This window comes from Seonamhaeicola sp. ABD4_340, assembly GCF_056312135.1.
Window position 1 is genome coordinate 827,435 of record NZ_CM149981.1, and the last position, 25,944, is coordinate 853,378.

Below are 25,944 nucleotides of genomic sequence, written 5' to 3' on the forward strand. Positions count from 1 at the left end.
CTCCAGTACCTCAACCTTTTTACCTCAACTTATATTGAGATAAAACAACACAACATCTTTAAAATGCCAAAAAAAGCCTTAAGTGTCTTAAGGCTTTTGAGCAATTTTTGCGGTCTGGACGGGACTCGAACCCGCGACCCCCTGCGTGACAGGCAGATATTCTAACCAGCTGAACTACCAGACCGTTGCATGATTGCGGATGCAAATATACAAGGCTTTTTCAATATCGCAAATCTTTTTTTATGTTTTTTTAAAAAAAAAATTCTAACGCATATACATTACACAAAAACGCACTGTTTATAAGGCTTTTAACTACTATATGAATTTTTGCCGCTCTACCATATAAGTTGTTAATATGTGGTTGAAACTATCGTTAATATCGGCTTCTACATATTTTATTTTGTATTGCGCGCATTTTAATTTTAATGCTGTAAAATATGCTTTTACCTTTTTTGAATAGTTTTCTTTTACATTATCGGCATACAAATTTATATATTCGCCTGTTTCAACATCTATAAAACGCTTTGGTGTGTTATCAAAATTAAAGGCAAATTCTTTTTCTTTATCAAACACGTGAAACAATATTACTTCGTGCTTATTATATTTTAAATGCCTTAGCGCCTCAAACAGTTTAGTTTCATCTTCATTTGTTTGAAACATATCTGTAAATAAAAAAATCATAGAGCGCCTATGAATTTTCTCTGCTATTTCATGTAAATAAGTGTATGTTTCGGTGTGCTTATTTAACGGTTTTTTAATGACGGTTTCGCTTAAAGCATTTAATAGCATTTGATGATGACGCTCGCTACCTTTTTCTTGGGCATAAAAATTATAAGCATCACTATAAATACTTAAACCAACGGCATCACGTTGTTTTTTTAGCATTTGCATTAATGCGGCTGAGGCAAGTGCTGAAAACGCTATTTTGTTCAACTTGTTTATTGAAAATTGCGTCATTTCAGGATAATGCATTGAGCTACTATTATCTAAAATAATGTGGCAACGTAAATTGGTTTCATCATCATAACGCTTGGTATAAAGCTTATCGGTTTTTGCAAATAGCTTCCAATCTATATGGCGCGTACTTTCTCCCCTATTATAGATTTTATGTTCGGCAAACTCTGATGAAAAGCCATGAAACGGACTTTTATGCATACCCGCAACAAAGCCTTCAACTACTTGTTTTGCAAGTAGACCAATATGCTTAAAACCTTCGGCTTTATTTAACTCTTTGCGAATATCCATTTAGTAAAATACTACTTTAAAACAGCATCAACTATTCCGTATTCAACAGATTCATTGGCACCCATCCAATGGTCTCTATTAAAGTCTTTCATTACTTTTTCAAATGCTTGCCCACAATTATCGGCTAGTATTTGGGCACTTAACTCTTTAGTTAAAATAATTTCTTTGGCAGTAATTTCAATATCACTAGCTTGCCCACGAGCACCACCACTTGGTTGATGAATCATTACACGGGCATGCTGTTGTATAAAACGTTTACCTTTTTCACCTGCCGATAAAATTATTGAACCCATTGACGCTGCAAAACCAGTGCATATAGTAGATACGCTACTTTTCAGGGATTTTATACAATCATAAATAGCAAAACCAGACGTTACGTAACCTCCTGGACTATTAATATATAAATGAATGGTAGCTGTTTCTAAAGCATCTAAATACATTAAACGATCTATAACATGTTTGGCTGAATCATCATCAACCTGCCCCCATAAAAATACTTTTCGTTCTTCTATTAATTTGGCATCTATAGCATCTTGTACTTTACCTTTTTTGCTCATTGTTTATAATGTTTCTTGATTTAAAAATTACTCTAAAATAAAAAAAGGTTTGCCATTACAGCAAACCTTAACCATTTTCTTTTTCTATATTTATTATAATGCTGCTTCTATAGCCTCAGTGTATGAGTTTTTAGGAGCTACACCTACTTTTCTATCTACAACCTCACCGTTTTTAAATACTAAAACCGTAGGTATGTTACGCACACCGTATTTAGCAGCAAACTCTTGGTTAGCATCTACATCAACTTTACCAACAACTGCTTTACCTTCGTACTCACCGCTTATTTCTTCAATAATTGGCCCTACCATTCTACATGGCCCGCACCAAGCAGCCCAAAAATCTACTAATACAGGTTTGTCACTTTTTAATACTGTTTCTTCAAATGTTGCATCTGTTATTTCTAATGCCATAATATATATTTTTAAATGTTATCTAATTATTTAATTACAAAATTAGTCAAAAAAAACGCCGAAGCTTACAAACTAACAATTTGTTTTGTTTATATCGTTATTATTTGGGTTTATTAAAAAAATTTCTGCAATTTACTTAATTCAATTTATAATGAATATGTTGAGATTCTAGTTCTGAAATTAATTCTTGGCAAACACGTACTTTTTGTTTTCTACTGGGCATATTCAGCTTAATCTTATCTTTAGCATCATACACTATAAAATTTAAAGCATGATTACCAGGATGCATGCTTAATAAATCTTGAATTTTAGTAATAGTATCTTCTTTTAAATCGTTTATATTAAGTTGAAGCGATAGTTTTTTAGCATACTGCTCCATAACATCATGCAACAACTGAAAACTATTAAACTGTATACGCGGGTCACTTTTTTTACCAGTATCTTTATTAGTCCAACCTTCACGAACAAAGGCTTTAACAAACACAAAACTATTTACCATTAAAAAATGCCTAAACTTTAAATAATCTTCGCCAAAAATTCTGAATTCGAAACTATCGGTATAATCTTCAATAGTAAACATACCCCAACCTTTACCCTGTTTACTTACACGATGTTGTACATCGGTAACAACACCACCAAACACCAATTCTCTATTAACGTAGGGTTCTAAATTATTAAACATGCCAACGGTAGCATTACAGAAGGTTTTCATTTCGGTTTTAAAATCATCCAACGGATGCCCAGAAATATAAATACCAACCACTTCGCGCTCTTTAGAAAGCTTTTCCATGGTTCCCCAATCTTCACAAGGCGGAATTGTGGGTTCTGCAATTTGCACATCGCTAGCTTCACCAAACAAACTTACTTGTGCTGAGTTTTCATTTTCTTTATGTTTTTGAGCGTATTTTATAACCATTTCTAAAAAGGTTAAATCACTTTCTTTATGAAAATACTGTGCGCGGTGTGTATCTGTAAAACAATCAAAACCGCCTGCATAGGCTAAATTCTCGAAAGCTTTTTTGTTTGCTGCTCGTAAATCGATGCGTTTTGCCAAATCGAAAATAGATTTATACGGGCCATCTTCTTTTCTGTTATCAACAATCGTCATTACCGCACCATGGCCAACACCTTTTATAGCGCCCATACCAAAACGCACTGCACCATCATTATTTACCGAGAATTTATAATAACTTTCGTTTACACTGGGCCCAAGAACATCTAGCTTCATTCGTTTACATTCTTCCATAAAAAATGTAATGGTTTTAATGTCGTTCATGTTGTTAGACAGTACTGCCGCCATATATTCGGCTGGATAATGTGCTTTTAGGTAAGCAGTTTGGTAAGCAATCCACGCATAACATGTGGAGTGCGATTTGTTGAAAGCGTAACTAGCAAAGGCTTCCCAATCTTTCCAAACTTTTTCTAATATTTTAGCATCGTGCCCATTTGCAGTAGCTTGCTCAATAAACTTAGGTTTCATTTTATCGAGTACCGCAATTTGCTTTTTACCCATGGCTTTACGTAAAATATCGGCTTCACCTTTGGTAAAATCGGCTAGTTTTTGCGATAGTAACATTACCTGCTCTTGGTATACCGTAATACCGTAAGTTTCCTTTAGGTATTCTTCCATGGCTGGTAAATCGTACTCAATTTCTTCGTCGCCATGTTTTCTTCGAACAAAACTTGGAATATATTCCATTGGCCCGGGGCGATACAAGGCGTTCATGGCTATTAAATCTTCAAACACCGTAGGTTTTAAATCACGTAAATGTTTCTGCATACCAGGGGATTCGTACTGGAACACGCCAACGGTTTCACCTCGCTGGAATAACTCGTATGTTTTTTCATCATCTAAAGGAAAACTTTCTGGGTCTAATTGAACATTGTGTCTTGCCTTTACAATTTTAACGGTGTCTTTAATTAAGGTTAATGTTTTTAACCCTAAGAAATCCATTTTTAGTAATCCTGCCGATTCTACTACAGAGTTATCAAACTGAGTAACATATAAATCGGAATCTTTTGCAAGCGAAACAGGCACGAACTTAGTAATATCGTCTGGAGTAATAATTACACCACAGGCATGAATACCGGTGTTACGCACCGAACCTTCCAACATTCTAGCAGTATTTACTGTTTCGGCTTCAAGACCACTTCCTTCAGAAATATTTAAAAGTTCGTTTACTTTTTCTAGTTCTTCGGCTCTAAATTTACCTGCCAAAGCTTTTTCATCTAAACCAAAAATTTTATTTAGTTTAGACATGTTTGGAATTAGTTTAGCAATTCTATCGGCATCAAACAACGGCAAATCGAGTACACGTGCGGTATCACGAATACTAGATTTTGCTGCCATAGTACCGTAGGTAATAATTTGCGCCACTTGGTTGGCGCCGTATTTTTCAATAACATAGTCCATTACCCTGCTTCGGCCTTCGTCATCAAAATCAATATCAATATCGGGCATACTAATACGATCTGGATTTAAGAAACGCTCAAAAAGCAAATCGTACTTCATGGGGTCTATGTTGGTTATCCATAAACAATATGCTGCTACAGAACCTGCAGCTGAACCACGCCCTGGCCCTACAGATACATCCATATTTCGGGCTTCGCGAATAAAATCTTCAACAATTAAGAAATATCCTGGATAGCCTGTGTTTTCTATAACACTTAACTCAAAATCGAGGCGTTCGGTAACGTCTTCGGTTAGCGGTTCGCCGTAACGTTTTTTTGCGCCTTCGTAAACTAAATGACGTAAATACGCATTTTCACCACGTTTCCCTCCATCTACTAAATCTTCATCGTATTTAAATTCGTCTGGTATATCAAATGCAGGTAATAATACATCGCGTGCTAACTGGAAAGCTTCAATTTTATTTACAATGTCTTCGGTATTGGCAATGGCATCAGGCAAATCTTTAAATAGCGCCTTCATCTCATCAGAAGACTTAAAATAATACTCCTGATTTGGTAAGCCATAACGATACCCGCGTCCGCGACCAATTGGTGTGGCTTGTTTTTCACCATCTTTTACACACAATAAAATATCGTGTGCATTAGCATCGGTTTGTTTTTGATAATACGTGTTATTGGTGGCTACTAATTTTACATTGTGTTTTCTGGCTAGCTTTACTAAAGTGTCGTTTACACGATTTTCATCTTCTTGATTATGGCGCATAATTTCAACATACAAATCGTCGCCAAATTGTTGTTTCCACCAAATAAGGGCTTCTTCGGCTTGATTTTCACCAATATTTAATACTTTACTTGGCACTTCTCCGTAAAGGTTACCTGTTAAAACAATAATGTCTTCTTTGTATAGTTCAATAAGTTTTTTATCAATTCGCGGTACGTAATAAAATCCATCAACAAAAGCATGCGAAGATAGTTTTGCTAAATTGTGATAACCGTTTTTATTTTTAGCTATTAAAACAATTTGGTAACCGTTATCTTTTCGGGTTTTATCTTTATGGTCTTCACAAACAAAAAACTCGCAACCAATTATGGGTTTTATTAATTTTTTATCTGTGATTTCTCCTTTTTCTTCCGCAGCCTCAATAGCTTCTTTTATGCTCTTATTTTTATTATTTATTGCATTTATAAAATGAAATGCACCCATCATGTTTCCGTGATCGGTTAAGGCTACTGCTGGCATATTGTGTGATGCTGCAGCCGAAACTAAATCTGGAATACTTATGGTTGACTGTAATACCGAGAATTGTGAGTGGTTATGAAGATGCACAAAATCGACTTCCTTTAATTCGGAAATGTTTTGTTTTATTTCTTCGGAAGATATTTGAGGTTCTTCGTTTTTTTGAAGCTTAGCTGTAATTTTAGCACTTTCCTTTTTTAGGTTTATGTGTTTTAAACCTATAAGCTGAATTTCTTGCGGATTGGCTTCTTTGAAATTTTTAAAATAATCGGGCTCTACATCAAGTTGCTCCTTGGTGTATTCTTGCAAACGTACAAGCTCTAAAAAACAACGTGTTGTTGCCTCTACATCGGCTGTGGCATTATGCGCTTCGGCAAAAGGCTCGTTAAATAAAAACTCGTGCAACTCGGTTAAGGTTGGTAATTTAAATTTACCGCCACGGCCACCCGGAATTTTACATAGTTGTGCCGTATGTTCGGTACAGGTATCTAAAACCGGTAATTCTTGTAATGGGTTAGCAACGTTTTCACGTACAAATTCTGCACCCATAATGTTTAAATCGAACTTTACATTTTGCCCAACTACAAATTTGGTTTTACTTAAAGCTATGTTGAATTTTTCTAAAACTTCAGATAGTGGCACACCTTGTTCCGCTGCTAATTCGGTAGAAATACCGTGAATTTTTTCGGCATCGTACGGGATGTTAAATCCATCGGGTTGTACTAAATAGTCTTGACTTTCAATACAATTGCCCATAGCATCGTGTAATTGCCATGCAATTTGTATACACCTTGGCCAGTTATCAACATCGGTAATAGGTGCATCCCAACGTTTTGGTAATCCGGTAGTTTCAGTATCAAAAATTAAGTACATACGTTTAAATTTATAATATATTTGAGCAGCTAATGTTTAAAAAAACGAGTTTATAAAAATACGTAGAATTTCGGCTTTTTCAACAGGAACTTGTTATGAGTTTTAAACAAATAAAAAACGCAACCTACATTGCGTAGATTGCGCTTTTCAAACTAACTAACCAACTAATTTATGAAACTAACTCTTCATGCACCTTTTCGGTATTGATTGCTGCCTGTATGGCATTTTTTTGATTAAATAACATAGCATCAATACTTGGTGGTAATGTTCTATCTTTTATTATTTCGTTATACTCTTTTAAACTGGCTTCTTCACCACGAATTGCTTCTTGTAAAATAGCTTCTTCGTCGTTTGATGAAAATAACGATTTTAAGCTCATCCAATTTCTATGCATTGTGCCTTTAAAACTTCCTGTTTCTTTAGGCTCTTCACCATAATTTAAAATTTCTGTTCTTATTTGTTTAGCAAACTCGCTGCGCTCTGTAGCTCTTCGTTTAAAAAAGATTCTCAAATTGGTACTTTCTACATTTTTAGCTGCATTTAAATACCCTTTTTCGGCGTCGTAATTTTTTACTAAAAGTTCATTTAACTTATTTGAAATTTCTTCAGTGTACTTCATAATTCTAATCTTATCATTTTAAATTTCAATAATTTTTTTTGAGATGCTTATTGTTTCACATCTATTGTAAATATAAGGCTTTACTAAGCTTATGTCAAGCTATTTAACAAGGTTTAAAATACCTTTAAGAACGTATTAACAGTTTAGTTTAAATCATAATTTTAAGGTAAGACCGTTCTGTATCAATAACATTTTTAATTGATGTTTTGTGTTCTTGTAAAACATTGTTAGTGCTATTGGGTAATTTGGTGTTTTTTAAAAAATCTTCGTACTTATTAAGGTTGGCTTTCTCTTCTTTAATAGCCTCTTCTAAAACTAAAAGCTCTGTGTTGTTACTAAAAATGGTTTTTAAATTTAACCAATTCCTATTAAGAGTTTCAGCAAAACTACCCGTGTTTTCAGGTTGTTTACCAAAATTTTTAATTTCATTTTTTAGTTGCTCATCAAATTTATTTTTATCATCTACACAACGCTTAAAAAACAACTTAAGTCTGCTGTCTTCAACATTTTCAATAGCATTTAAATAGCCTTTTTGCGTGTGATGATTTTTTAATAATAATTCGTTTAATCCGTTAGAAACTTTATCAACATACTCCATAATTCAATTACATTTTAAATTTCAATAATTTCTTTTATGATGCGTATTGTTTCACATCAAACTTATTTAAAATTACAAAGTAAAATAGCCAATAAAAAACGTTTAACACTGTTTAGCAGAATTTTAATACAATTTAACAACCCAAAATATTGCTTTAACAACTATTAATAGCGTATTTTTGGACACCAGCAACTAAAAAAACAATGAAATTTAATTACTTAACATTCATATTAATGTTAGCCAGCTTGCAATTACTTGCGCAAGAAACACCTTTGTATATAGGCACATTTACAAATGATGGCAGCCAAGGTATTTACCACACAACATTTAATGAAGAAACAGGAAAAATGGGCGTAATTAATTTAGCTATTGCTACAGACGACCCATCATTTTTAGCGTTATCACCAAATAAAACCCACCTTTATGCTGCTCATAAAAACGGTTTTGTTTCTTCGTACAAAATAGAACCCAATTACAAATTATCATTATTAACCCGCGTAAAAAGCGAAGGTAAAGGCGCTTGCCATATTGCTGTAAACACTGCAGGTAATAAGGCCGTTGTTTCTAATTATGGTAATGGCACTGCGGCTATTTTTCCAATAGATTCTGATGGTATGTTAGGTGAAGCCTCTCAGGTTTTTAATAAGAATTCTGAAAATAAAACCTCAAGAGCGCATTCAGCTTTTTTTAATGAAGATGAACTTTACGTTGCCTATTTAGGCAAAAACGCTGTATCTCAATATAAATTACAAAAAGGTGATAACAATAATATTATTTACAAACTGAAAGAAAACGCCATTGTTAACGTAACCAGAAACCCAGGACCAAGACATTTCACCTTTACAAAAAACGGAAAATTTGTTTACATTATAAATGAGCTAGCAAGCTCAATAACCGTAGCAAAAAAAACTAAAAAAGGCTTTAAACTTGTTGAAACCGTTTCTACACTTCCAAAAGATTTTAATGAAAAAAACAACTGTGCAGATATTCACTTATCTAACAACGAACGTTTTTTATATGGCTCAAACCGTGGACAAAATACTATAGCTATTTTTGAAAGAAACCCAAAAAATGGCAAAATAAAACATATTAAAAATGTGCCTGTTCATGGTAACTGGCCAAGAAACTTCACTTTAAGTCCTAATGGCAATTATGTTTTAGTAGCAAACCAAAAAAGTCATAATATTTCGGTTTTTAAAGTAAACAAAACCAATGGCAACCTCAACTTTTTATACGATGTTAAAACACCATCGCCAGTTTGCTTAATATTTTAGCTAAATGCTTGAAAATTAAAAATATTAGAGTATCTTTGCGCCCTCATTAATAACCCGAGGTCGGGAACCTCAAATAATTAATAATTATGCCAGTTAAAATTAGATTACAAAGACACGGTAAAAAAGGAAAACCTTTTTACTGGATTGTTGCTGCAGATTCGCGCGCAAAAAGAGATGGTAGATACTTAGAGAAATTAGGTGTTTACAACCCTAACACAAACCCTGCAACTGTTGATTTAGATGTTGATGGTGCAGTAAAATGGCTACAAAACGGTGCACAACCAACAGATACCGCAAAAGGATTATTATCTTACAAAGGTGCATTATTAAAAAATCATTTAGCAGGTGGTGTAAAAAAAGGTGCTTTAACTGAAGAGCAAGCTGAAGCAAAATTCAATGCCTGGTTAGAAGAAAAAGCTGCTAAAATTCAAGCAAAAGCTGATGGTTTATCTGAAGCTGAAGCAAAAGCGAAAGCTGATGCACTAGCTGCTGAAAAAGCTGTTAACGAAGCAAGAATTGCTGCTGCTGCACCAGTAGTTGAAGAAACTGAGGAAGCTACTGAAGAGGCTGCTACCGAAGCTGAAGCTACAAACGAAGAAGAATAAAAATTAATTTTTTATACTTTTAAACTCCGGTACAACGTATCGGAGTTTTTTTATTCCCACGAAAGTGAGAATCTAAACCAATAATAAATTTTTCAAAAAAAGATTACCTTTTCTATGAAAAAAGACAACTGTTTTTACTTAGGAAAAATTGTAAAGAAATATAGCTTTAAAGGCGAAGTATTGGCAAAACTTGATACAGACCAACCAGATATTTACGAAAACTTAGATGCTATTTTTATAGACCTAAAAAATAATCTTGTCCCTTTTTTTATAGAGAAATCCCAATTACACAAATCTGATTTACTACGCATTAAATTTGAAGATGTAGATACTGAGGCCGATGCGGACGCCATAATGAAAACCAACCTGTTTTTACCTCTAGAAATGTTACCAAAATTAGAAGGTAATAAATTTTATTTTCATGAAGTTATTGGTTTTACTATAACCGATAAAAACTTTGGAAATGTTGGCACATTAAAAGCAATAAATGACGCTACAGCGCAAGCCCTTTTTGAAATAGACCGCAATGGCACCGAGGTATTAATACCAATGAATGATGAATTTATTATAGAGGTAAACAGAACCAATAAAACTATTATTGTAGAAACCCCCGAAGGTTTAATAGATTTATACTTAAATAACTAAAGCGCCGCCATTATAGGCTCTCCTCTTTCAATTAAATGTATTCTTGCCTGTACAATATCACGCTGTTTTAGTAAAGCTCTACAAAGTGATAGTGGTAAATTTATTTGAGACAACAATTCATCATATTTAGCAACACACAACAACTCATTTGCATAAACTTTAGATAAAAAATCTAAGTCACTACCCATTTTAACTTGTTGCTTAAAATTAGTTCTAATTAAATGAAAACGTCTTTTTAAAACAATTTGCATCTCGTTGTTTTCATCAAAACGTTTTAATTCCTTCTTTAATGCTTGAATAAACTTATTGCGTTGTGCAGCACTTTTTTTACTAAAGGCTATATTATCTGTAAATTTTAGGTCTTTACTAGCCTTATTATAAGCATTTTCAATTTCTTCATTTAAAATAACTAAGTCGTTTAGCTTCTCTACAATGTAATCTGTCTGTTTCAAATCCCAAAAAATTTTTCGTTTTTAAATATACGTATTAACAACTCTGTTTCGATTTTTAAAGTATAAAGTTTTAACAAATGTTTTCAACAATCAACAATAATTCTTTACTATTGTGCTTACAAAAAACACAAAAATGGCTCAAAAACCCTTTAGTTTCAAACAGTTTACAATAAATCAAAACAAATGCGCCATGAAAATTGGCACAGATGGAGTTTTACTTGGTGCTTGGGCTAGTATAAAAAAACAACCTTTTGCCGTGTTAGATATTGGTGCTGGCACTGGTATTATTGCGCTTATGCTAGCACAACGAAGCAATGCTGAAGTTATTGATGCTATTGAAATTGATGCCGATGCTTACGAGCAATGTGTTGATAATTTTGAGCAATCTCCATGGGGTGATCGTTTATTTTGCTACCACGCCTCATTAGAGGAATTTGCTGAAGAAATTGATGATGAATATGAGCTCATTATATCAAATCCGCCTTTTTATTCTGAAGACTTTAAAACCGAAAACACCTCAAGAGACATTGCTCGTTTTCAAGACGCTTTGCCATTTAAACATTTGCTTGAATGTAGTGTTAAATTACTAGCAAAAAATGGCAGTTTCTGTGTAGTTATTCCATCTAAAGAAGAAGAAAAATTCATAGCATTAGCACAACATTTTTCTCTATATCCAAACCATATTTTACACGTTAAAGGCAACCCAACAACTGAGGTAAAACGCAGTTTAATTGAATGTTCTTTTACAAAAAGCAATGTTTCAATAAATGAATTAATTATTGAAACAGAAAGACACCAATACACAGCAGAATACATTGAATTAACAAAAGAATTTTATCTTAAAATGTGATTTATTAAAGCTAACTCACTAATACGTCATTAGCCTTCATGCTTTAGTTTCAAAATTAAATACTTCACAAATAAACCTGTTTTCTTTAAATTATTTTCAATAAATTTGATTTTAAACTGAATAATATCAAATTATGAAGCCAGATTTATTCGAAGCTCCAGATTATTACAATTTAGACGAGCTCCTTTCCGAAGAACATAAATTAGTACGTAATGCTGCCAGAGATTGGGTAAAACGTGATGTATCTCCAATAATTGAAGATTATGCCCAAAAAGCAAAATTTCCCACGCAAATTATTAATGGCTTAGCCAGTATTGGCGCTTTTGGCCCATACATTCCAATGGAATATGGTGGCGCCGGTTTAGATCAAATTAGTTATGGCCTCATCATGCAAGAAATTGAACGTGGTGACTCTGGTGTGCGTAGTACGGCTTCAGTACAATCATCATTAGTTATGTATCCCATTTGGAAATACGGTAACGAAACACAACGTAAAAAATATTTACCCAAACTTGCTAGTGGTGAATGGATGGGATGCTTTGGTTTAACAGAACCCGACCATGGTAGCAACCCTGGTGGTATGGTTACTAATTTTAAAGATATGGGCAACCATTATTTACTTAACGGCGCAAAAATGTGGATTAGCAACGCGCCTTTTGCACAAGTAGCTGTAGTATGGGCGAAAAATGAAAAAGGCAGAATTCATGGCCTTATTGTAGAACGCGGTATGGAAGGCTTTTCTACACCAGAAACACACAACAAATGGTCTTTACGCGCAAGTGCTACTGGCGAACTTATTTTTGATAATGTAAAAGTACCTAAAGAAAATTTATTACCTAATAAATCAGGGTTAGGCGCACCATTAGGTTGCTTAGATTCTGCCCGTTACGGTATTGCTTGGGGTGCTATTGGCGCTGCTATGGATTGCTACAATACTGCTTTACGCTACAGCAAAGAGCGCGTACAATTTGGCAAGCCTATTGGGCAATTTCAGTTGCAACAAAAAAAACTAGCTGAAATGATTACAGAAATTACTAAAGCGCAGCTTTTAGCATGGCGTTTGGGTGTTTTAAAAAATAACGGCAAAGCAACTTCCGCTCAAATTTCTATGTCAAAACGCAACAATGTTGCCATGGCTTTAAATATTGCTAGAGAAGCCCGCCAAATGTTAGGTGGCATGGGTATTTCGGGTGAATTTTCTATTATGCGACATATGATGAACCTTGAAAGTGTTATTACTTATGAAGGCACACACGATATTCATTTATTAATTACTGGGCTAGATGTTACTGGTTTAAATGCCTTTAAATAAACACGTATTTCATTTAGAAATCAACAAACTCACTACATCGTTTTAGTAAAAAATCTCTGGTGAATATGACTTTTGACAGTTTTTTTCAGAAGTTCTAAATCTAACTTTGTTAACACAATAACCAACTGCATACAGTTAGTAAAGTTAGAACTTATGGAAAAATTACGAAAAGACATTGTTCAATCTATAAATTTAAAGTTAGCTGCTATTGGGCAACCAACTTTTAAAGATGACGAAGGTAGTAAAGAAACGTTTAGCGACCCTAAATTTGATGAGTTAACTACCGGATTAATAATGAGTATAAGAGAGAAGTCCAGACTTCTAGCAAACCATCTTTCTCCTGCTGATGCAAGAATTCAAAACTTTATAGATGATTATTTAAAAGACATCCCTTTTAATAAAACATACAAGTTACCAAATGATACGCTTATACTTTCTAAAAAAGGACAAGCAAGAGAAGCTAGTTTACCTGCAAACGGCGACTCTTTTGTAAGTGATTTAGTAACATCTAAAAGGCTTAAACAAGGTATTTTAAATAATCCTTTACATGATAAGCGAACAACAAAAGGCACATTCCACATTGTTGAAGGCCCATTACCTGTACCTTTAGACAAAAAAGAAGTTCCAAAAATTGTTTTTGCTCACTTTATTAATGCGGCATTTAATGCACCCGATAATTTAAAAGCTCTACCATTTACATCATTACAAAAAGAACAAGCTAAAGTCATGGTGTCTATGTTATTAAGACCCGTTGTTTGCCCAGAAGTAAAAGGTGTTATTGAAGAAAAATCATTAGAAGTACGCTTTTTTGCTCCAGGTAACTTAGTAAGTAATTTAGATTTTGTTGAAAACATTTTTGGTAATGCCGGAGACCCAAGTTTAGCGCACAATGATGCAGCTTTAGATACAGAACATTGGACAGGCCACACAGGATGTATAATTTTAGCACCACATTTAAAATCTTTAAAAAAGAAAGACGTTGGGCTACCACATTACAATGATGCTACCGAGCGCCAACGTAAAGACGGTATGTGCTACAAAGATGAAAATGAACTTTATAATGATGGCGGCGCCTTTAAATTAACCTGTAGAGATGAACGCGGTGTAGTAGTTACACTTATTGCTGATAATTACTACGGCTACTCTAAAAAAGAAATAAAAACCCAAATAAGCTACTCTGCCAATCTTTATGGTTTAGTTGAAGAAGAGCACGCTGGTGGTGCTATTGCTTATGCAAGACGTATTATGGGCGATACCGTTAACGGACAAGATTATATTGATAACTATGGATTAGACCACACCTTTGAAGATGTTAAATCTCTTTTAGCTGATAAAATTGAGGTAAAACCAGGAAATTATGCCATAGATAAAAAATACCCAAACGTTATTTATGTACCTGAAACGGCTTACTTCAACATTAATAAAAATAATATTAGCTGGAAACATAATGGTAAAAAACAAAAATTAACATTATCGCCTTTTAAAACCTACGTGCACCCATCGGGTAATAAATTACGTTTAGAAAAACACCCGTCAATAAATTTATGGCGTATGGTTGAAACATACCCTGAAGGTGTATTTTGCCACAAACCCTGTACAGTATCTGGTGGTGGTAAATCAGAGATTTCAAAATCTATGCAAAACGCCATTACGTATAGCTCTTTCAACATTCATGACATTGAAGAAGACTTTAAAAAAGCCGATGAAATTATAGAGTTTGATTATTCAACTAGATGGAAAGTAAAAGATCCTAACCGCCCAAAATCACGTTCATTCTTAAGTGAAAAACGCACATTAGGTTCAGTGGTTAAATTACTAACACCTTCTGAAGAAAACTCTGATGAATTTAATGAGTGGTTAAAAAATATACCTGTTCACGTACGCTCTTTAGTGCTTTTTGTTAAACGTTTATTTAGGCAAGCACATGGTGCCGATTTAAATTGGAAAGACATGATGACTGTTGAAATTATAAACGGCGTAAAAGGCACCAAATTAATTTACAACAACACACCTGTAGTTGGTAGTTACGTACGTATTGGTTTTAATCAACAAGGCAATTGGATGTTAAATAAACTACGATCTGATTTTTCAGCAAGTGAAAAAATTCAAACTGAAGATGATATTTCAGCATCAATAACGCTTCCTAGAAATCAGTTTAAAAACTTAAATCCGGAGTATAACAATCAAAGCTTTAAAGTGCTTACTAACTGTGAAGCACACCTTTTCCAAAGACCAGATGAGGCCATTGTAAGAGGTTATGATAAAGGTGCTGAATTAGATATTATTTCAAATGGCAGATTTTTAACCAACTATGAAATGTTAACTAAAAAAGATGCCATTGCCATTTATGAAGACACAATAAATTATGATAAATACACACAACCTGTTAAAGATTTCATTTTAGAAATTGTTAATAGTGAAGATGAGAATATACAGTTTGTACTACCATCGCACCCAAGAATTATTGAAGATGGTTTACCAACAAAAAACCCTCGTTACCTAGAGCCTAACAGGTTTTTTAACGAAACTGAAGCATCATACATTGCAGATGTTGGCGTGCGCTTACACCGTAAAGTTAAGCCACAAGACCCTGTAATACATGTTGTAAATGCGGTGTTACCGGGTAGAAGAAACAATCCGGTTGATAAAGAAGCTGGTATTAGACCACTAGCTGTTTACAACCCTATTCACTACCAAGAAACACCAGAATTGTTTATGGATTTTGTTTGTAGTTTAACAGGTAAGTCTCCTTCAACAACCGGAGCGGGTTCTGAAGGAGCGCTTACTAAAGCACCTTTTAACATGCTTACACCAACTACAGATTTAAATAACGCGCTTCTATCACATATTTTAACAGAATCTAACGGCTTTAGTACTGCTGCAGGATATGTGGGTGCCGAAAATAAAATAGACCACGATGTGAGTTTATTAATACCCGAAATTTGGGCAAGAATGACACCTGCAGATAGAGATCCTAAAAACTTAATTGCCAATGGTTCTTTAGAAAAACTTGAAGATTTTGAATATCAAGGCAAAAAGGTATTAGCAAGCAGACTAGGTTACAGAATAACAAGAAAATTCGATTTATTATGCTTAAATAGAATTTTTGATGAACCTACCGCTGTATTTAGTGAACGTATGTTAAAACCAGAATTACAAGGTATGGAAGACTACGTTGATGGTATTAATAACATAGTTGAAGCACAACAAAAAGTAGCCTTAAATTATTTTGAAGATGGTAGCGTTGAAGCAGCTATACCGCCACTAAAAATACTATTACACATTATGGCTTACGGCAATTATGAAGGTAAAGATATTAGCAACCCAGAATTACGAAAATACTTTACAAGAGATTATGTTTTAAATAGTAGTTGGTATAAAGAGCGCTTAAAAATTAAACAACAAAAAGATTTAGCGTACTACCAATCTCAAATTACATACTTAGAAACCTTTATATCTGAACCTAATAATAGCAAATTAGTAGAAGAAATGAACATTAATAACAAATTAGAAACCACTAAAAAGTTATATGAAAACGCAAAAACTAATGCATATTTAGAAAGCTTAGTGGGTACTATTGGAACAGACCCACTATTTAAAAAGTAGTTTATTTCATTTTAAGCGTAAAAGCGTTTCGCATTTATAAATTATAAATGTTGAAACGCTTTTTTTATTAAATTTTAGTTTGTCATTTTAAAACAATATTTTAGGCTTTTGTTTTACAATGGTTAAAATGGTTTTAAACGCACTAAAAGAACATATTAAAAAAAATATTGAAATTTCTAATGAAGATTTAGAAACTATTTGCAGTTATTTCAAACCAAAATCTATTAAAAAAAAAGATTTTCTACTTACACAAGGTAATATTTACAAATACGAAGGCTTTGTAATTAATGGGTGCTTTAGGGTTTTCTCTATTGATAAAAAGGGTAATGAAAACACGCTATATTTTGCCGCTAAAGATTGGTGGTTAATGGATATTGATAGTTTTATGAACCAAAAACCTTCAAACTTAAATATGCAAGCTCTTGAAGATAGTGAAGTGTTATTAATAAACCGAACAGATAAATTAACACTCTATAAAACACTTCCGGTAGTTGAAAAATTATTCCGTATCATGTCACAAAAAGCGCTTGTAGCATGGCAACGCAGGTTAATTCGCAACCAATGCGAAACGGCAAAAGAACGCTATCTATATTTTTCTAACACCTACCCTAACATTGCTTCTAAACTAACCGACAAACAAATTGCTAGTTATTTGGGCATTACCCACGAATTTTTAAGTAAAATAAAAAAACAATCATAGTTTTAAAAAAATTATCTAAAATTCAACCTAACAAATTCAACGCTATTTTTTCTACTATTGAACTTGTTCAACAATTTTCACCTAATAGTTTTTAATTTTTGTGTTTTCAAACAAAACAACAATTATGAACACACTAAAAAAACTAAACTTTTGTATAATTACACTTGTAATTACATTATTTTCTTGCGCATTAGAAGCACAAATAACCAATGATATTACTGATGACGAAGCTTTAAAAGCACTTTTAGCTGCCAAAGCCAAAGCCGAAGCAGATAACGTACTTGTTAACATAGCTGTTGTAGACGCCGGAGCAAACCTAAAATCATTTATAAGAATGGATGAATCTTACCTAGGTAGTATTGATGTAGCTATAAAAAAAGCTAAAACTGCGCGTTATTTTAATATAGACACTGGTAAATTGGGTGAACTTACCCAACCTGGTGGTATTATTTATAATATTGAATTAACTAATAATGGTTTGGTATCTTTTCCCGGAGGTATTCCTATAAAAAATAAAAATGGCAAAATTATTGGGGCCATTGGTGTAAGCGGCGGCACTATAGAACAAGACAGAGAAATAGCAACCGTAGGCGCTCAAGCTATTTTAAATTAATTACTTTTGATAAACAACTAGACATTATGATGAATACCATAAAAAACCTTGCATTACTATTTACGCTTTTAATAGCCCAATTAAGCTTAGGTCAAAACAGCGACAACCTAATGCTTTACAGACAAGATTTTAAAAATATAGCTGGTAAAAATACCGTTTCTGTAACCAGCTACGAAAAAAACGGCAAACACCTTGTATTTGTTGGTGGTGCAGGAGATGTAGATGTATTTAGCCTAGATAAAGAAGGCGTACTTACACCTGTTAGCAACCACAAGCTTTACAAAGAAAAAGGTCCTGCAAGAGGCATGGTAGCTGATAATATTGGAGGTAATGATTTCCTATTTGTAGCCAATAAATTTGGTAACGTTGTTGAAACCTTCAAGATTTTAGATAATGGTTCTTTAGAACGTGCTGCTATGGTAGAAGATACTGAAGATACACACCTTGCTGTTGGTATTACTTTGCAAGTAGTACATATGAAAAAGGCATCTTATTTATTTGTTGGCGGACTTGAAAGAACAACTCCTGGTCTTACTTGCTTTAAAATTAATAACGACGGAAGCTTAACACATGTACAGTCCATGAAAGATACTGATGAGTTACACACTGATGGAATTATTGGCATGTATACCGTTAAAATTAAAGGAAAAACCTATTTATATACCAGCGGTTTTCAAGATAGTGGGGTAAGTAGCTTTAGAGTCTATGAAAGCGGTAAATTCAAAAACGTAAATAATATTCATGACAACACAACAGATAGATATCTAACAGGAGCATATCCTGTAACCGGCGTTACATTAGGTAACAACAATTATGTTCTTGTGGGGCACCGACACCATAAGTACTATGATTATGCACCTAAATTCATTAAAAACAAAGACTTCGTATACCATGGAGATGGCGTAAGTGTATTTAAATTAAATAATAAAGGTGCACTTGTACCACACTTTGTTTTAAAAGACGATGAAACTAATAAATTACAAGGGCAAACAAGAATAGAATTAGTGTCTAGCAACGGAAAAGAAGCCATTTTTGCTGTTGGAACCAGAGATGATGAAGCCATACAACTATGTAAATTAAACGAAGATGGTATTTTAAGTTCAATTAACTATTTAGAAACTGGCTTTTCAATTTACTATGGTTTAAGATCTCATAAAATTGGTGATGATAATTTCCTAATTGCAGGATCTAACAGGTTTGATTTTGGTAAAGCAGTATCTTATAAAATTGCTCCTAAAATAAATAGAGGTAATAAGGTTATTAAACACATTGTACACTTAAAATATAAAGATGAAGCCTCAGAAAAAGAAGTAAATGCTGCCGTACAAGCTTTTGTAAATCTTCAAAATGAAATACCTTCTATTTCTGCTTTTGAATGGGGAGAAAACGATAGTACCGAAAAACACGACAAAGGCTTAACACACTCCTTTGTTATTACCTTTAAAAATGAACACGCAAGAGAACAGTATTTATTTCATAAAGCACATCTTAATTTAATTAATAAATACGCACACCTTTTTGCTGATGCTGTAGTGATGGATTATTGGACAGAACAGTAATAATTCCAAAAGAAAAAATAAAAATGTTTAATTGTTGGCATTAAACGTCAAGAATACTTCAATAATTCTTGGCGTTTAAGGTCTTCAAATAAAATATTCATGGGTAAAATGAAGAAGTTTATTTTACTATGCTTTCTAATTTCATCATTTTCAGTAATACCACAAGAAAATAATGAAAACACCAAACAAGTTAAGCTAAGTTTAACCGATGGTGTTTATCCTTTTTTGCATTACGCATCTACCGCTGCTGCAAATATTTATGGAGGCATAGAACAAGAAGCAAGTTACTCTGGGCAATTGTATACCGGTGTTGCTTTAGATTTTGAAAAATTACTAAAATGGAAGGGTACTCGCGGAAAAATTTCTATGATAAACCGCCATGGCAAAGGGCTTGCAAATGAAGTAGGCTCAGTATTTGAACCTTTAAATCTTGTGGGCGGGCAAAACACATTTTTATATGATTTAAGTATTGAAAAAGATTTTGGAGATAAATTCTCTTGGAAAATAGGGCGCACAACAACTGTTGACGATTTTTCTGTTTCAAAATGGTATTTTTATTCTATAAGTAATACCATAAATGGTGTTATTAGAGCGCTTTTATTAGATGGGCAAACAACAACCTTTCCTTTTGCTACTTGGGGTACAAGGTTTAAATACAAACCAAACACCAAACATCAATTTCAACTAGGGGTTTACCAGTTAAGCAAAACTGTTTTTGATGATACTAAAAATGGTTTAGATTTTGCGTTTAGAGCAACAGATGATACATCGGTATTTTTACAATATGATTGGTTTGGGGAAATTTCAAACCGTAAAACTAGAGCTTACATTGGTGCTAATCAGGTTTTTGGAAGCTTATCAAATTTAGATTCCAACAGTATCACTAAATATTTTCTACGCTTATATGGGCACATTGATGTAAATTTAACCAACAATATAAACGCATTTTTAACAATGGCTTATACACCACATGGTGCTGTTGCAAAATTACCTTTTCAATCTAGTTTTGGTTTAAATTGTAAAGGGCCAATAAAGTCTAGAATTAATGATAGAATACTATTCTTTGCTACCTTTGGGGCATTTAGCAATGAATGGGCAGCTGTACAAAACCATAATTCACTTTCACCTGAAATGGTTTTAGAGTTGGGTTATCGTTTTCAAATTACCAACTATTTTGTATTACAACCTGCCATACAATACAGTATTTGCCCTGGTGGTACTGGCACAATTAATAACGCCGTTATTCCAGGTATTTGGATAGAGGCTAGCTTTTAAATATTTTGATATTGCTAACTTTGTACACATAAGTAAAGCATTAAAACATAACTATAAACACAAAAAAATGAGTGATTTAAAAAATAAAAAAGCCATTATAACTGGAGGCGGAAGAGGTTTAGGCAAAGCAACAGCCATAGCCTTTGCTAAAGAAGGAATAGATGTTGCCATTACCGGCAGAAACGAATCTGTTTTAAAAGAAACAGTAAACGAGCTAGAAAGCTTTGGCATTAAGGCCATTTATTCAGTTTTTGATGTTAGTAATTATAACGCTGTTAAAACCAGCATTAAAGATATAATTACGCGTTTAGGCGGTGTAAATATTCTGGTTAATAACGCAGGTATTGCCGCCATTGGTTCGTTTATTGAAATGCCTGTTGAACAATGGGAACAAACTATTCAAACAAACGTAATGGGCATGTATTATGTTACCAAAGAGGTTTTACCTCATTTAATAGATAATAATGAAGGTGATATTTTTAATGTAGCCTCTACAGCTGGTTTAAATGGCAACCCTAATATTTCGGCATATTCTGCATCAAAATTTGCGGTAATTGGCATGTCTGAATCTTTAATGAAAGAAGTAAGAAAAAACAATATTAGAGTTATTACTTTAACACCAAGCACCATAGAATCAGACATGACTATTGGTTTAGGCATGTTAGAAAAAGGTTCTGAAAATGTGCTACAACCAGAAGATTTTGCGCAACTCATAGTATCGGGTTTAAAGTTACCACGAAGAGCCATGTTAAAAACAGCTGCTTTATGGACAACCAATCCATAATAAATAACTAAATTTTAATGTATTAAGAAGCGCTTCAACATTGAAGCGCTTTTTTTAATTACAAACATCAATTTCAAAAATTGTATCTTTAAAAGAAAAATGATTTTGAAAAAACTACTCAAATACGTTATATTTTCTGGCGTATTTTACCTTGGCTGTTCTTCTTCTGATGTTAAAAATGAAAACACACCTCAAGTTGAAAAAGAAGAAATAATTGAAACTACACCAGAAAACACACCCGAAAGCGTTATAAAAATACTATCATTAGGCGATAGTTATACCATAGGTGAAAGTGTTTGCAAAACCTGCCGTTTTCCAGAACAGCTAAAAGATAGTATTATTAAAAAAATTGGTAATAATGATGTTAATTTAAAAGTAATAGCCCAAACCGGCTGGACTACTTCTGATTTAAAAAATGCTATTGCTAATGAAAATTTAGAAGAAAACTACAACTTGGTTACCCTTTTAATTGGCGTTAACAACCAATACCAATTGCAGCCTTTTAGTGTTTTTGAAAAAGAATTTCCAGAGCTTGTAAGCAACGCTATAACTTTGGCGCAACTAAAAAAAGATAAAGTAATTGTAGTTTCAATACCAGATTATGCTTATACACCCTTTGGTAATGGAAATTCAAGTATAAGTGAAGAAATAAATATGTACAATAATTTTATAGAACGTTACTGTAACCAATACGGTATAACTTATGTGTACATTACAGATATAACACGCAAAGGGCTTGAAAAACCAGAACTTGTTGCTAATGATGGTTTACATCCATCTACACTAGCATACAGCCAATTTGTTAGTATTATTTTACCCGAAGCATTAGAAAAAATTGGATACACTACAAACTAATTATAGCTATATTAGCTTAAAGTTTTAACTAGTATGTTTTCATCAAAAAAACGTTTAAACCACGCCTACAAAAACGCCAAAGTTGTAACGTTTAATAATACCAGTAAATACATTTTATTTAGTGATTGCCACCGTGGCGACAATAGTTTTGCTGATGATTTTGCTAACAACCGCAATATTTACTTTCACGCGTTAAAACATTATTATAAAGAAGGTTTTAATTATTGTGAATTAGGTGATGGTGATGAACTTTGGGAAAACCTATCGTTCTCATCAATTTTAAATGCGCATAAAAATGTGTATATGCTTTTAAAGCAGTTTCACAAAGAAAACAGGCTGCACATGATTTGGGGAAATCACGATATGGTATACCGAAACCCCAACTACGTTAAAAAACATTTATCTACATATTTTGACCCAAAAATTGGCGAAAATGTTGAGCTATTTAAAAATATAACCTACAACGAAGCCATTGTTTTAAAACATGAAACCACCAAACAAGAATTATTTTTAACCCACGGGCATCAAGCCGATTGGTGGAACTTTTTATTTTGGAAATGGAGTCGTTTTTTAGTAAGAATACTTTGGAAACCCCTTAATGTTATGGGTATTGCAGACCCCACAAGTCCTGCTAAAAATTACACCGAATTAATTAAAGTTGAAAGGCGTGCAAAAAAATGGATAGCCCAAAACAACAATTTACTAACTATTTTTGGCCATACTCACCGCCCAAGATTTCCTGAACCCGGAGATATTGCTTTTTTTAATGACGGCAGCTGCGTTCACCCACGTAGCATTACAGGTTTAGAAATAGAAAATGGTGCTATTTCGTTAATTAAATGGCATATTGCAACTAAAGACGACGGTACTCTACAAATAGTTAGAACACTATTAGAAGGTCCTGTAAATTTAATTGATTACAGAACGTAAGTATGCTTCAAAAACGTTACGAAGGGTTTTTACAAACACCCGTTTTATGGAAAAATAAATCGGTTTTTAATTTAAAACAGTTTGACATTGAAACCCAATTTTCAAAAATTAATATTGAGGTAGATGAAACACTTCGTTTAGGCAAATATATTGAACGTTTTGTTTCTTTTGAAGTATTGCAACAACCTGATATTTCAATAATAGCAGAAAACATTCAAATACAAAAAGATAAAATTACTTTAGGGGAAATAGATTGCTTGTTACTAAAAAAACAGCAACCCATTCATTTAGAAATTATTTATAAATTCTATTTATATGACGAAACCGTTGGACAAAATGAAATTGAGCACTTTATTGGCCCAAACAGAAAAGATACTTTAGTTGAAAAACTATTAAAACTTGAAAAAAAACAACTTCCGCTACTCTATTCAGATACTTGTAAACCGTATTTAGAAAACTTAGATTTAAATATTAATACTATTTTACAGTATGTTTATTTTAAAGCACAATTATTTTTACCGTATAACAACCAAAACATACAACTTAAAACGTTAAACAATAATTGTATTGCGGGCTATTATATTAATACTAAAGATTTAGAAATTCTTTCAAATTGTAAATTCTATATACCAACAAAAAAAGATTGGTTAATAACACCTCACCCAAATGTAAACTGGAAAAACCACACTACTTTTAAAACAATTGCTGAAAATTATTTTAACACTAAATTCTCTGCCCTTTGTTGGGTAAAATTTAAAAATGGAAGCATAAAAAAAATGTTTCTAGTTTGGTGGTAAACTAGAAACATTTTTATGGTATTTTAATGTAAAGCCTGTTATTCTTTAGGCAGTCTTTCGTCAATCATTTTTAGTGGCATACCTTCCATTAAATCAAATACATCAATAATGCTTCTAAAGGTATCTTCTTCTTCAGATTGTTCGGTAATAAACCATTGTAAAAATACTTCTGTTATAAAATCATCAGCTTTTCTTGCTGCTTTAAATATTTTATAAATAGATTCTGTAACGGCTATTTCTTGCTCTAAACCAGTTTCATAAATAGCTCTTAAACTTTCAAAATCATTATTTACGTTGGTTACATTTGGTGAAATTGCTGCTCCGCCGTTATCATTAATAAATGTAAATATTTTCATGGCGTGTTCACGCTCTTCTTCAGCTTGCTTGTAAAAAAACGCTTTGCTATTTAATAGCTCACGTTGGTCACACCAAGAGGCCATGGCTAAATATGAAGCTGATGCTTTCATTTCCATAGCAATTTGATTATTTAGCATGTCCATAACATCTGTGTTAATAGACATTTGTTTTCTAACTATTGTATTCATACCTAATGTGCTTTTACACAAATTTACAATAAAAATACGGTGTAAAAGAATGCAAACAAAATTTAAACAAAGTCTAAATAAATAAAATTAAGCTAGCACTGGCGCTTGAAAAAATGCTGAGATTTGATCTTTTAGTTTTAATAACTGCGGGATTTCTAAAAAAAGTAAATGTTGCTTATCGGCTACAAAAAGTAAAACGAAATTTTCGTTGTCAATAATATTATTTAATGCATTATAAGTAGTTAATGCATTTATTTTACGCCTTAACTCAAGCATTTGCGGAAAGCTTAAGTGTATTAACTTATTAGGTGTAATTAAAGCATATTTACAAAAAGTAATATGCTGTATTTGATAACTGGTATGGGTGTTAACTACATTTTTCACAGGTGCAAATATAGCCTTTATTTAGAATAAATAAAAACAAAAATTATTTAAGTTTAAGCTTTGCCCTTATTTAACTTTCTGGAGCAAGTTCAACAGCTAAACCATCCATTTCGGGTGTTATTTGTATTTGGCATCCTAAACGGCTATTATCTTTAACATCAAAAGCTTCAGATAACATAGCCTCTTCATCATCACTCATTGGAGGTAAATCGTTATCAGTTAGCACATAACATTGGCAAGATGCGCACATAGCCATACCACCACAAACACCAATGGTACCTTCGGGAGCTAACTCATATGAGCGAACAACTTCCATTAAATTCATGGCCATATCTGTTGGTGCAACTATATCATGCGTTACACCATCTCTGTCTGTAATTTTTAAATTTACGTCTTGCATTATAAAGTGTTTACTGCCAAAGGCATATCATAATTTATGCCACAAATTTAGGTTAAGAAAATCATTTATCTAAATGTTTTCTCTACTAATTTAATAGGAATTAAAAAAATTGAAGATTTTATAAAAATAACATCACATTATTACAACATTTGCAGTAATGCTATGCACTTATATTAATTACTTGCTCTATTTGAGGTGCATACTTTTTTATAGTCATTTCTACACCCGATTTTAATGTCATTTGGTTAACACTACAACCAACGCAAGCTCCTTGCAATTGTACTTTTACAAGTTTATCATCTTCTATTGATAAAAGCGAAATATCGCCACCATCACTTTGTAAAAATGGGCGAATTTCATCTAATGCCTTTTCAACATTTAGTTTTAGTTCTTCTGAAGTCATTCT

The 25,944-nt window shown here is 33.1% G+C and carries 25 protein-coding genes and 1 tRNA gene; 14 read left to right on the top strand and 12 right to left on the bottom strand.

The window, feature by feature from the left end:
• Positions 1-110: 110 nt before the first annotated feature.
• The 7 genes from ACYX4H_RS03655 to ACYX4H_RS03685 all read right to left on the bottom strand — a co-directional run bounded on the left by ACYX4H_RS03655 (position 111) and on the right by ACYX4H_RS03685 (position 7,952).
• Positions 111-184: transfer RNA gene (locus ACYX4H_RS03655), tRNA-Asp, on the bottom strand.
• A gap of 131 nt (positions 185-315) precedes the next feature.
• A complete protein-coding gene (locus tag ACYX4H_RS03660) occupies positions 316-1,245 on the bottom strand; it encodes a DUF58 domain-containing protein (protein ID WP_476237858.1) in 930 nt (309 codons plus the stop codon).
• Positions 1,246-1,256: 11 nt separating this feature from the next.
• Complete coding sequence (locus ACYX4H_RS03665; protein ID WP_476237859.1) at positions 1,257-1,802, bottom strand: ClpP family protease; 546 nt, start codon at positions 1,800-1,802, stop codon at positions 1,257-1,259.
• 93 nt (positions 1,803-1,895) lie between these two features.
• Complete coding sequence (gene trxA, locus ACYX4H_RS03670; protein WP_475295824.1) at positions 1,896-2,213, bottom strand: thioredoxin; 318 nt, start codon at positions 2,211-2,213, stop codon at positions 1,896-1,898.
• A gap of 136 nt (positions 2,214-2,349) precedes the next feature.
• The gene (gene dnaE / locus ACYX4H_RS03675) at positions 2,350-6,735 is read right to left on the bottom strand and encodes a DNA polymerase III subunit alpha (protein WP_476237860.1); all 4,386 of its coding nucleotides are present in this window, start codon (positions 6,733-6,735) and stop codon (positions 2,350-2,352) included.
• Between the two features lie 169 nt (positions 6,736-6,904).
• Positions 6,905-7,354: a ferritin-like domain-containing protein gene (locus ACYX4H_RS03680; RefSeq protein ID WP_476237862.1), complete on the bottom strand. Its 450-nt coding sequence runs from the start codon at positions 7,352-7,354 to the stop codon at positions 6,905-6,907.
• 148 nt (positions 7,355-7,502) lie between these two features.
• Positions 7,503-7,952, bottom strand: a complete 450-nt coding sequence (locus ACYX4H_RS03685; protein ID WP_476237863.1) for a ferritin-like domain-containing protein — start codon at positions 7,950-7,952, stop codon at positions 7,503-7,505.
• Positions 7,953-8,155: 203 nt separating this feature from the next.
• On the opposite strand from ACYX4H_RS03685, the gene ACYX4H_RS03690 reads away from it, so the two are divergent.
• The 3 genes from ACYX4H_RS03690 to rimM all read left to right on the top strand — a co-directional run bounded on the left by ACYX4H_RS03690 (position 8,156) and on the right by rimM (position 10,476).
• Positions 8,156-9,226, top strand: coding sequence for a lactonase family protein (locus ACYX4H_RS03690; RefSeq protein ID WP_476237864.1), 1,071 nt, complete (start codon positions 8,156-8,158; stop codon positions 9,224-9,226).
• A gap of 86 nt (positions 9,227-9,312) precedes the next feature.
• Positions 9,313-9,831: a 30S ribosomal protein S16 gene (locus tag ACYX4H_RS03695; protein WP_475295829.1), complete on the top strand. Its 519-nt coding sequence runs from the start codon at positions 9,313-9,315 to the stop codon at positions 9,829-9,831.
• Between the two features lie 114 nt (positions 9,832-9,945).
• On the top strand, positions 9,946-10,476 hold the full coding sequence (gene rimM, locus ACYX4H_RS03700) for a ribosome maturation factor RimM (protein WP_476237865.1): 531 nt from the start codon (positions 9,946-9,948) through the stop codon (positions 10,474-10,476).
• Here rimM and ACYX4H_RS03705 read toward each other — a convergent pair.
• Positions 10,473-10,928: a hypothetical protein gene (locus ACYX4H_RS03705; RefSeq protein ID WP_475295831.1), complete on the bottom strand. Its 456-nt coding sequence runs from the start codon at positions 10,926-10,928 to the stop codon at positions 10,473-10,475. The two genes, rimM and ACYX4H_RS03705, sit on opposite strands and share 4 nt — an antisense overlap.
• A 133-nt stretch (positions 10,929-11,061) precedes the next feature.
• Here ACYX4H_RS03705 and ACYX4H_RS03710 point away from each other — a divergent pair, with 133 nt between their 5' ends.
• From ACYX4H_RS03710 to ACYX4H_RS03760, 11 genes are all read left to right on the top strand, one after another.
• The gene (locus ACYX4H_RS03710; protein WP_476237866.1) at positions 11,062-11,778 is read left to right on the top strand and encodes a tRNA1(Val) (adenine(37)-N6)-methyltransferase; all 717 of its coding nucleotides are present in this window, start codon (positions 11,062-11,064) and stop codon (positions 11,776-11,778) included.
• Positions 11,779-11,911: 133 nt separating this feature from the next.
• Positions 11,912-13,090, top strand: coding sequence for an acyl-CoA dehydrogenase family protein (locus tag ACYX4H_RS03715; protein ID WP_476237868.1), 1,179 nt, complete (start codon positions 11,912-11,914; stop codon positions 13,088-13,090).
• 153 nt (positions 13,091-13,243) lie between these two features.
• Positions 13,244-16,696, top strand: a complete 3,453-nt coding sequence (locus ACYX4H_RS03720; protein ID WP_476237870.1) for a PPi-type phosphoenolpyruvate carboxykinase family protein — start codon at positions 13,244-13,246, stop codon at positions 16,694-16,696.
• Positions 16,697-16,823: 127 nt separating this feature from the next.
• Entirely contained in the window at positions 16,824-17,396 is a 573-nt protein-coding gene (locus ACYX4H_RS03725; RefSeq protein ID WP_476237872.1) for a Crp/Fnr family transcriptional regulator, read from the top strand.
• A gap of 124 nt (positions 17,397-17,520) precedes the next feature.
• On the top strand, positions 17,521-18,009 hold the full coding sequence (locus ACYX4H_RS03730) for a GlcG/HbpS family heme-binding protein (RefSeq protein WP_475295836.1): 489 nt from the start codon (positions 17,521-17,523) through the stop codon (positions 18,007-18,009).
• A 26-nt stretch (positions 18,010-18,035) separates the two neighbouring features.
• Entirely contained in the window at positions 18,036-19,568 is a 1,533-nt protein-coding gene (locus ACYX4H_RS03735) for a Dabb family protein (protein ID WP_476237874.1), read from the top strand.
• Positions 19,569-19,676: 108 nt separating this feature from the next.
• Complete coding sequence (locus tag ACYX4H_RS03740) at positions 19,677-20,843, top strand: carbohydrate porin (protein ID WP_476237875.1); 1,167 nt, start codon at positions 19,677-19,679, stop codon at positions 20,841-20,843.
• A gap of 67 nt (positions 20,844-20,910) precedes the next feature.
• Positions 20,911-21,627 (top strand): 3-ketoacyl-ACP reductase, encoded by a 717-nt coding sequence (locus ACYX4H_RS03745; RefSeq protein ID WP_476237876.1) that lies wholly within the window; start codon positions 20,911-20,913, stop codon positions 21,625-21,627.
• Positions 21,628-21,726: 99 nt separating this feature from the next.
• Positions 21,727-22,482 carry an SGNH/GDSL hydrolase family protein gene (locus ACYX4H_RS03750; RefSeq protein WP_476237877.1) on the top strand — a complete coding sequence of 252 codons (756 nt, stop codon included), beginning with the start codon at positions 21,727-21,729 and terminating at the stop codon, positions 22,480-22,482.
• Between the two features lie 33 nt (positions 22,483-22,515).
• Positions 22,516-23,412 carry a metallophosphoesterase gene (locus tag ACYX4H_RS03755; RefSeq protein WP_476237878.1) on the top strand — a complete coding sequence of 299 codons (897 nt, stop codon included), beginning with the start codon at positions 22,516-22,518 and terminating at the stop codon, positions 23,410-23,412.
• 2 nt (positions 23,413-23,414) lie between these two features.
• Positions 23,415-24,209, top strand: a complete 795-nt coding sequence (locus tag ACYX4H_RS03760; RefSeq protein WP_476237879.1) for a DUF1853 family protein — start codon at positions 23,415-23,417, stop codon at positions 24,207-24,209.
• Positions 24,210-24,247: 38 nt separating this feature from the next.
• Here ACYX4H_RS03760 and ACYX4H_RS03765 read toward each other — a convergent pair whose 3' ends face one another.
• The 4 genes from ACYX4H_RS03765 to ACYX4H_RS03780 all read right to left on the bottom strand — a co-directional run bounded on the left by ACYX4H_RS03765 (position 24,248) and on the right by ACYX4H_RS03780 (position 25,941).
• Positions 24,248-24,754 carry a ferritin gene (locus ACYX4H_RS03765; RefSeq protein WP_475295843.1) on the bottom strand — a complete coding sequence of 169 codons (507 nt, stop codon included), beginning with the start codon at positions 24,752-24,754 and terminating at the stop codon, positions 24,248-24,250.
• 87 nt (positions 24,755-24,841) lie between these two features.
• Positions 24,842-25,138: a hypothetical protein gene (locus ACYX4H_RS03770; protein ID WP_476237880.1), complete on the bottom strand. Its 297-nt coding sequence runs from the start codon at positions 25,136-25,138 to the stop codon at positions 24,842-24,844.
• Positions 25,139-25,208: 70 nt separating this feature from the next.
• Positions 25,209-25,538, bottom strand: a complete 330-nt coding sequence (locus ACYX4H_RS03775) for a 2Fe-2S iron-sulfur cluster-binding family protein (RefSeq protein WP_475295845.1) — start codon at positions 25,536-25,538, stop codon at positions 25,209-25,211.
• Between the two features lie 160 nt (positions 25,539-25,698).
• Positions 25,699-25,941, bottom strand: coding sequence for a NifU family protein (locus ACYX4H_RS03780; RefSeq protein ID WP_147134793.1), 243 nt, complete (start codon positions 25,939-25,941; stop codon positions 25,699-25,701).
• Positions 25,942-25,944 lie beyond the last annotated feature (3 nt).

Coding starts and splice junctions, on each gene's coding strand:
- ACYX4H_RS03660 (WP_476237858.1), bottom strand. CDS start 1,245: ATGGATATTCGCAAAGAGTTAAATAAAGCCGAAGGTTTTAAGCATATT.
- ACYX4H_RS03665 (WP_476237859.1), bottom strand. CDS start 1,802: ATGAGCAAAAAAGGTAAAGTACAAGATGCTATAGATGCCAAATTAATA.
- trxA (WP_475295824.1), bottom strand. CDS start 2,213: ATGGCATTAGAAATAACAGATGCAACATTTGAAGAAACAGTATTAAAA.
- dnaE (WP_476237860.1), bottom strand. CDS start 6,735: ATGTACTTAATTTTTGATACTGAAACTACCGGATTACCAAAACGTTGG.
- ACYX4H_RS03680 (WP_476237862.1), bottom strand. CDS start 7,354: ATGAAGTACACTGAAGAAATTTCAAATAAGTTAAATGAACTTTTAGTA.
- ACYX4H_RS03685 (WP_476237863.1), bottom strand. CDS start 7,952: ATGGAGTATGTTGATAAAGTTTCTAACGGATTAAACGAATTATTATTA.
- ACYX4H_RS03690 (WP_476237864.1), top strand. CDS start 8,156: ATGAAATTTAATTACTTAACATTCATATTAATGTTAGCCAGCTTGCAA.
- ACYX4H_RS03695 (WP_475295829.1), top strand. CDS start 9,313: ATGCCAGTTAAAATTAGATTACAAAGACACGGTAAAAAAGGAAAACCT.
- rimM (WP_476237865.1), top strand. CDS start 9,946: ATGAAAAAAGACAACTGTTTTTACTTAGGAAAAATTGTAAAGAAATAT.
- ACYX4H_RS03710 (WP_476237866.1), top strand. CDS start 11,062: ATGGCTCAAAAACCCTTTAGTTTCAAACAGTTTACAATAAATCAAAAC.
- ACYX4H_RS03715 (WP_476237868.1), top strand. CDS start 11,912: ATGAAGCCAGATTTATTCGAAGCTCCAGATTATTACAATTTAGACGAG.
- ACYX4H_RS03720 (WP_476237870.1), top strand. CDS start 13,244: ATGGAAAAATTACGAAAAGACATTGTTCAATCTATAAATTTAAAGTTA.
- ACYX4H_RS03725 (WP_476237872.1), top strand. CDS start 16,824: ATGGTTTTAAACGCACTAAAAGAACATATTAAAAAAAATATTGAAATT.
- ACYX4H_RS03730 (WP_475295836.1), top strand. CDS start 17,521: ATGAACACACTAAAAAAACTAAACTTTTGTATAATTACACTTGTAATT.
- ACYX4H_RS03735 (WP_476237874.1), top strand. CDS start 18,036: ATGATGAATACCATAAAAAACCTTGCATTACTATTTACGCTTTTAATA.
- ACYX4H_RS03740 (WP_476237875.1), top strand. CDS start 19,677: ATGAAGAAGTTTATTTTACTATGCTTTCTAATTTCATCATTTTCAGTA.
- ACYX4H_RS03745 (WP_476237876.1), top strand. CDS start 20,911: ATGAGTGATTTAAAAAATAAAAAAGCCATTATAACTGGAGGCGGAAGA.
- ACYX4H_RS03750 (WP_476237877.1), top strand. CDS start 21,727: ATGATTTTGAAAAAACTACTCAAATACGTTATATTTTCTGGCGTATTT.
- ACYX4H_RS03755 (WP_476237878.1), top strand. CDS start 22,516: ATGTTTTCATCAAAAAAACGTTTAAACCACGCCTACAAAAACGCCAAA.
- ACYX4H_RS03760 (WP_476237879.1), top strand. CDS start 23,415: ATGCTTCAAAAACGTTACGAAGGGTTTTTACAAACACCCGTTTTATGG.
- ACYX4H_RS03765 (WP_475295843.1), bottom strand. CDS start 24,754: ATGAATACAATAGTTAGAAAACAAATGTCTATTAACACAGATGTTATG.
- ACYX4H_RS03775 (WP_475295845.1), bottom strand. CDS start 25,538: ATGCAAGACGTAAATTTAAAAATTACAGACAGAGATGGTGTAACGCAT.
- ACYX4H_RS03780 (WP_147134793.1), bottom strand. CDS start 25,941: ATGACTTCAGAAGAACTAAAACTAAATGTTGAAAAGGCATTAGATGAA.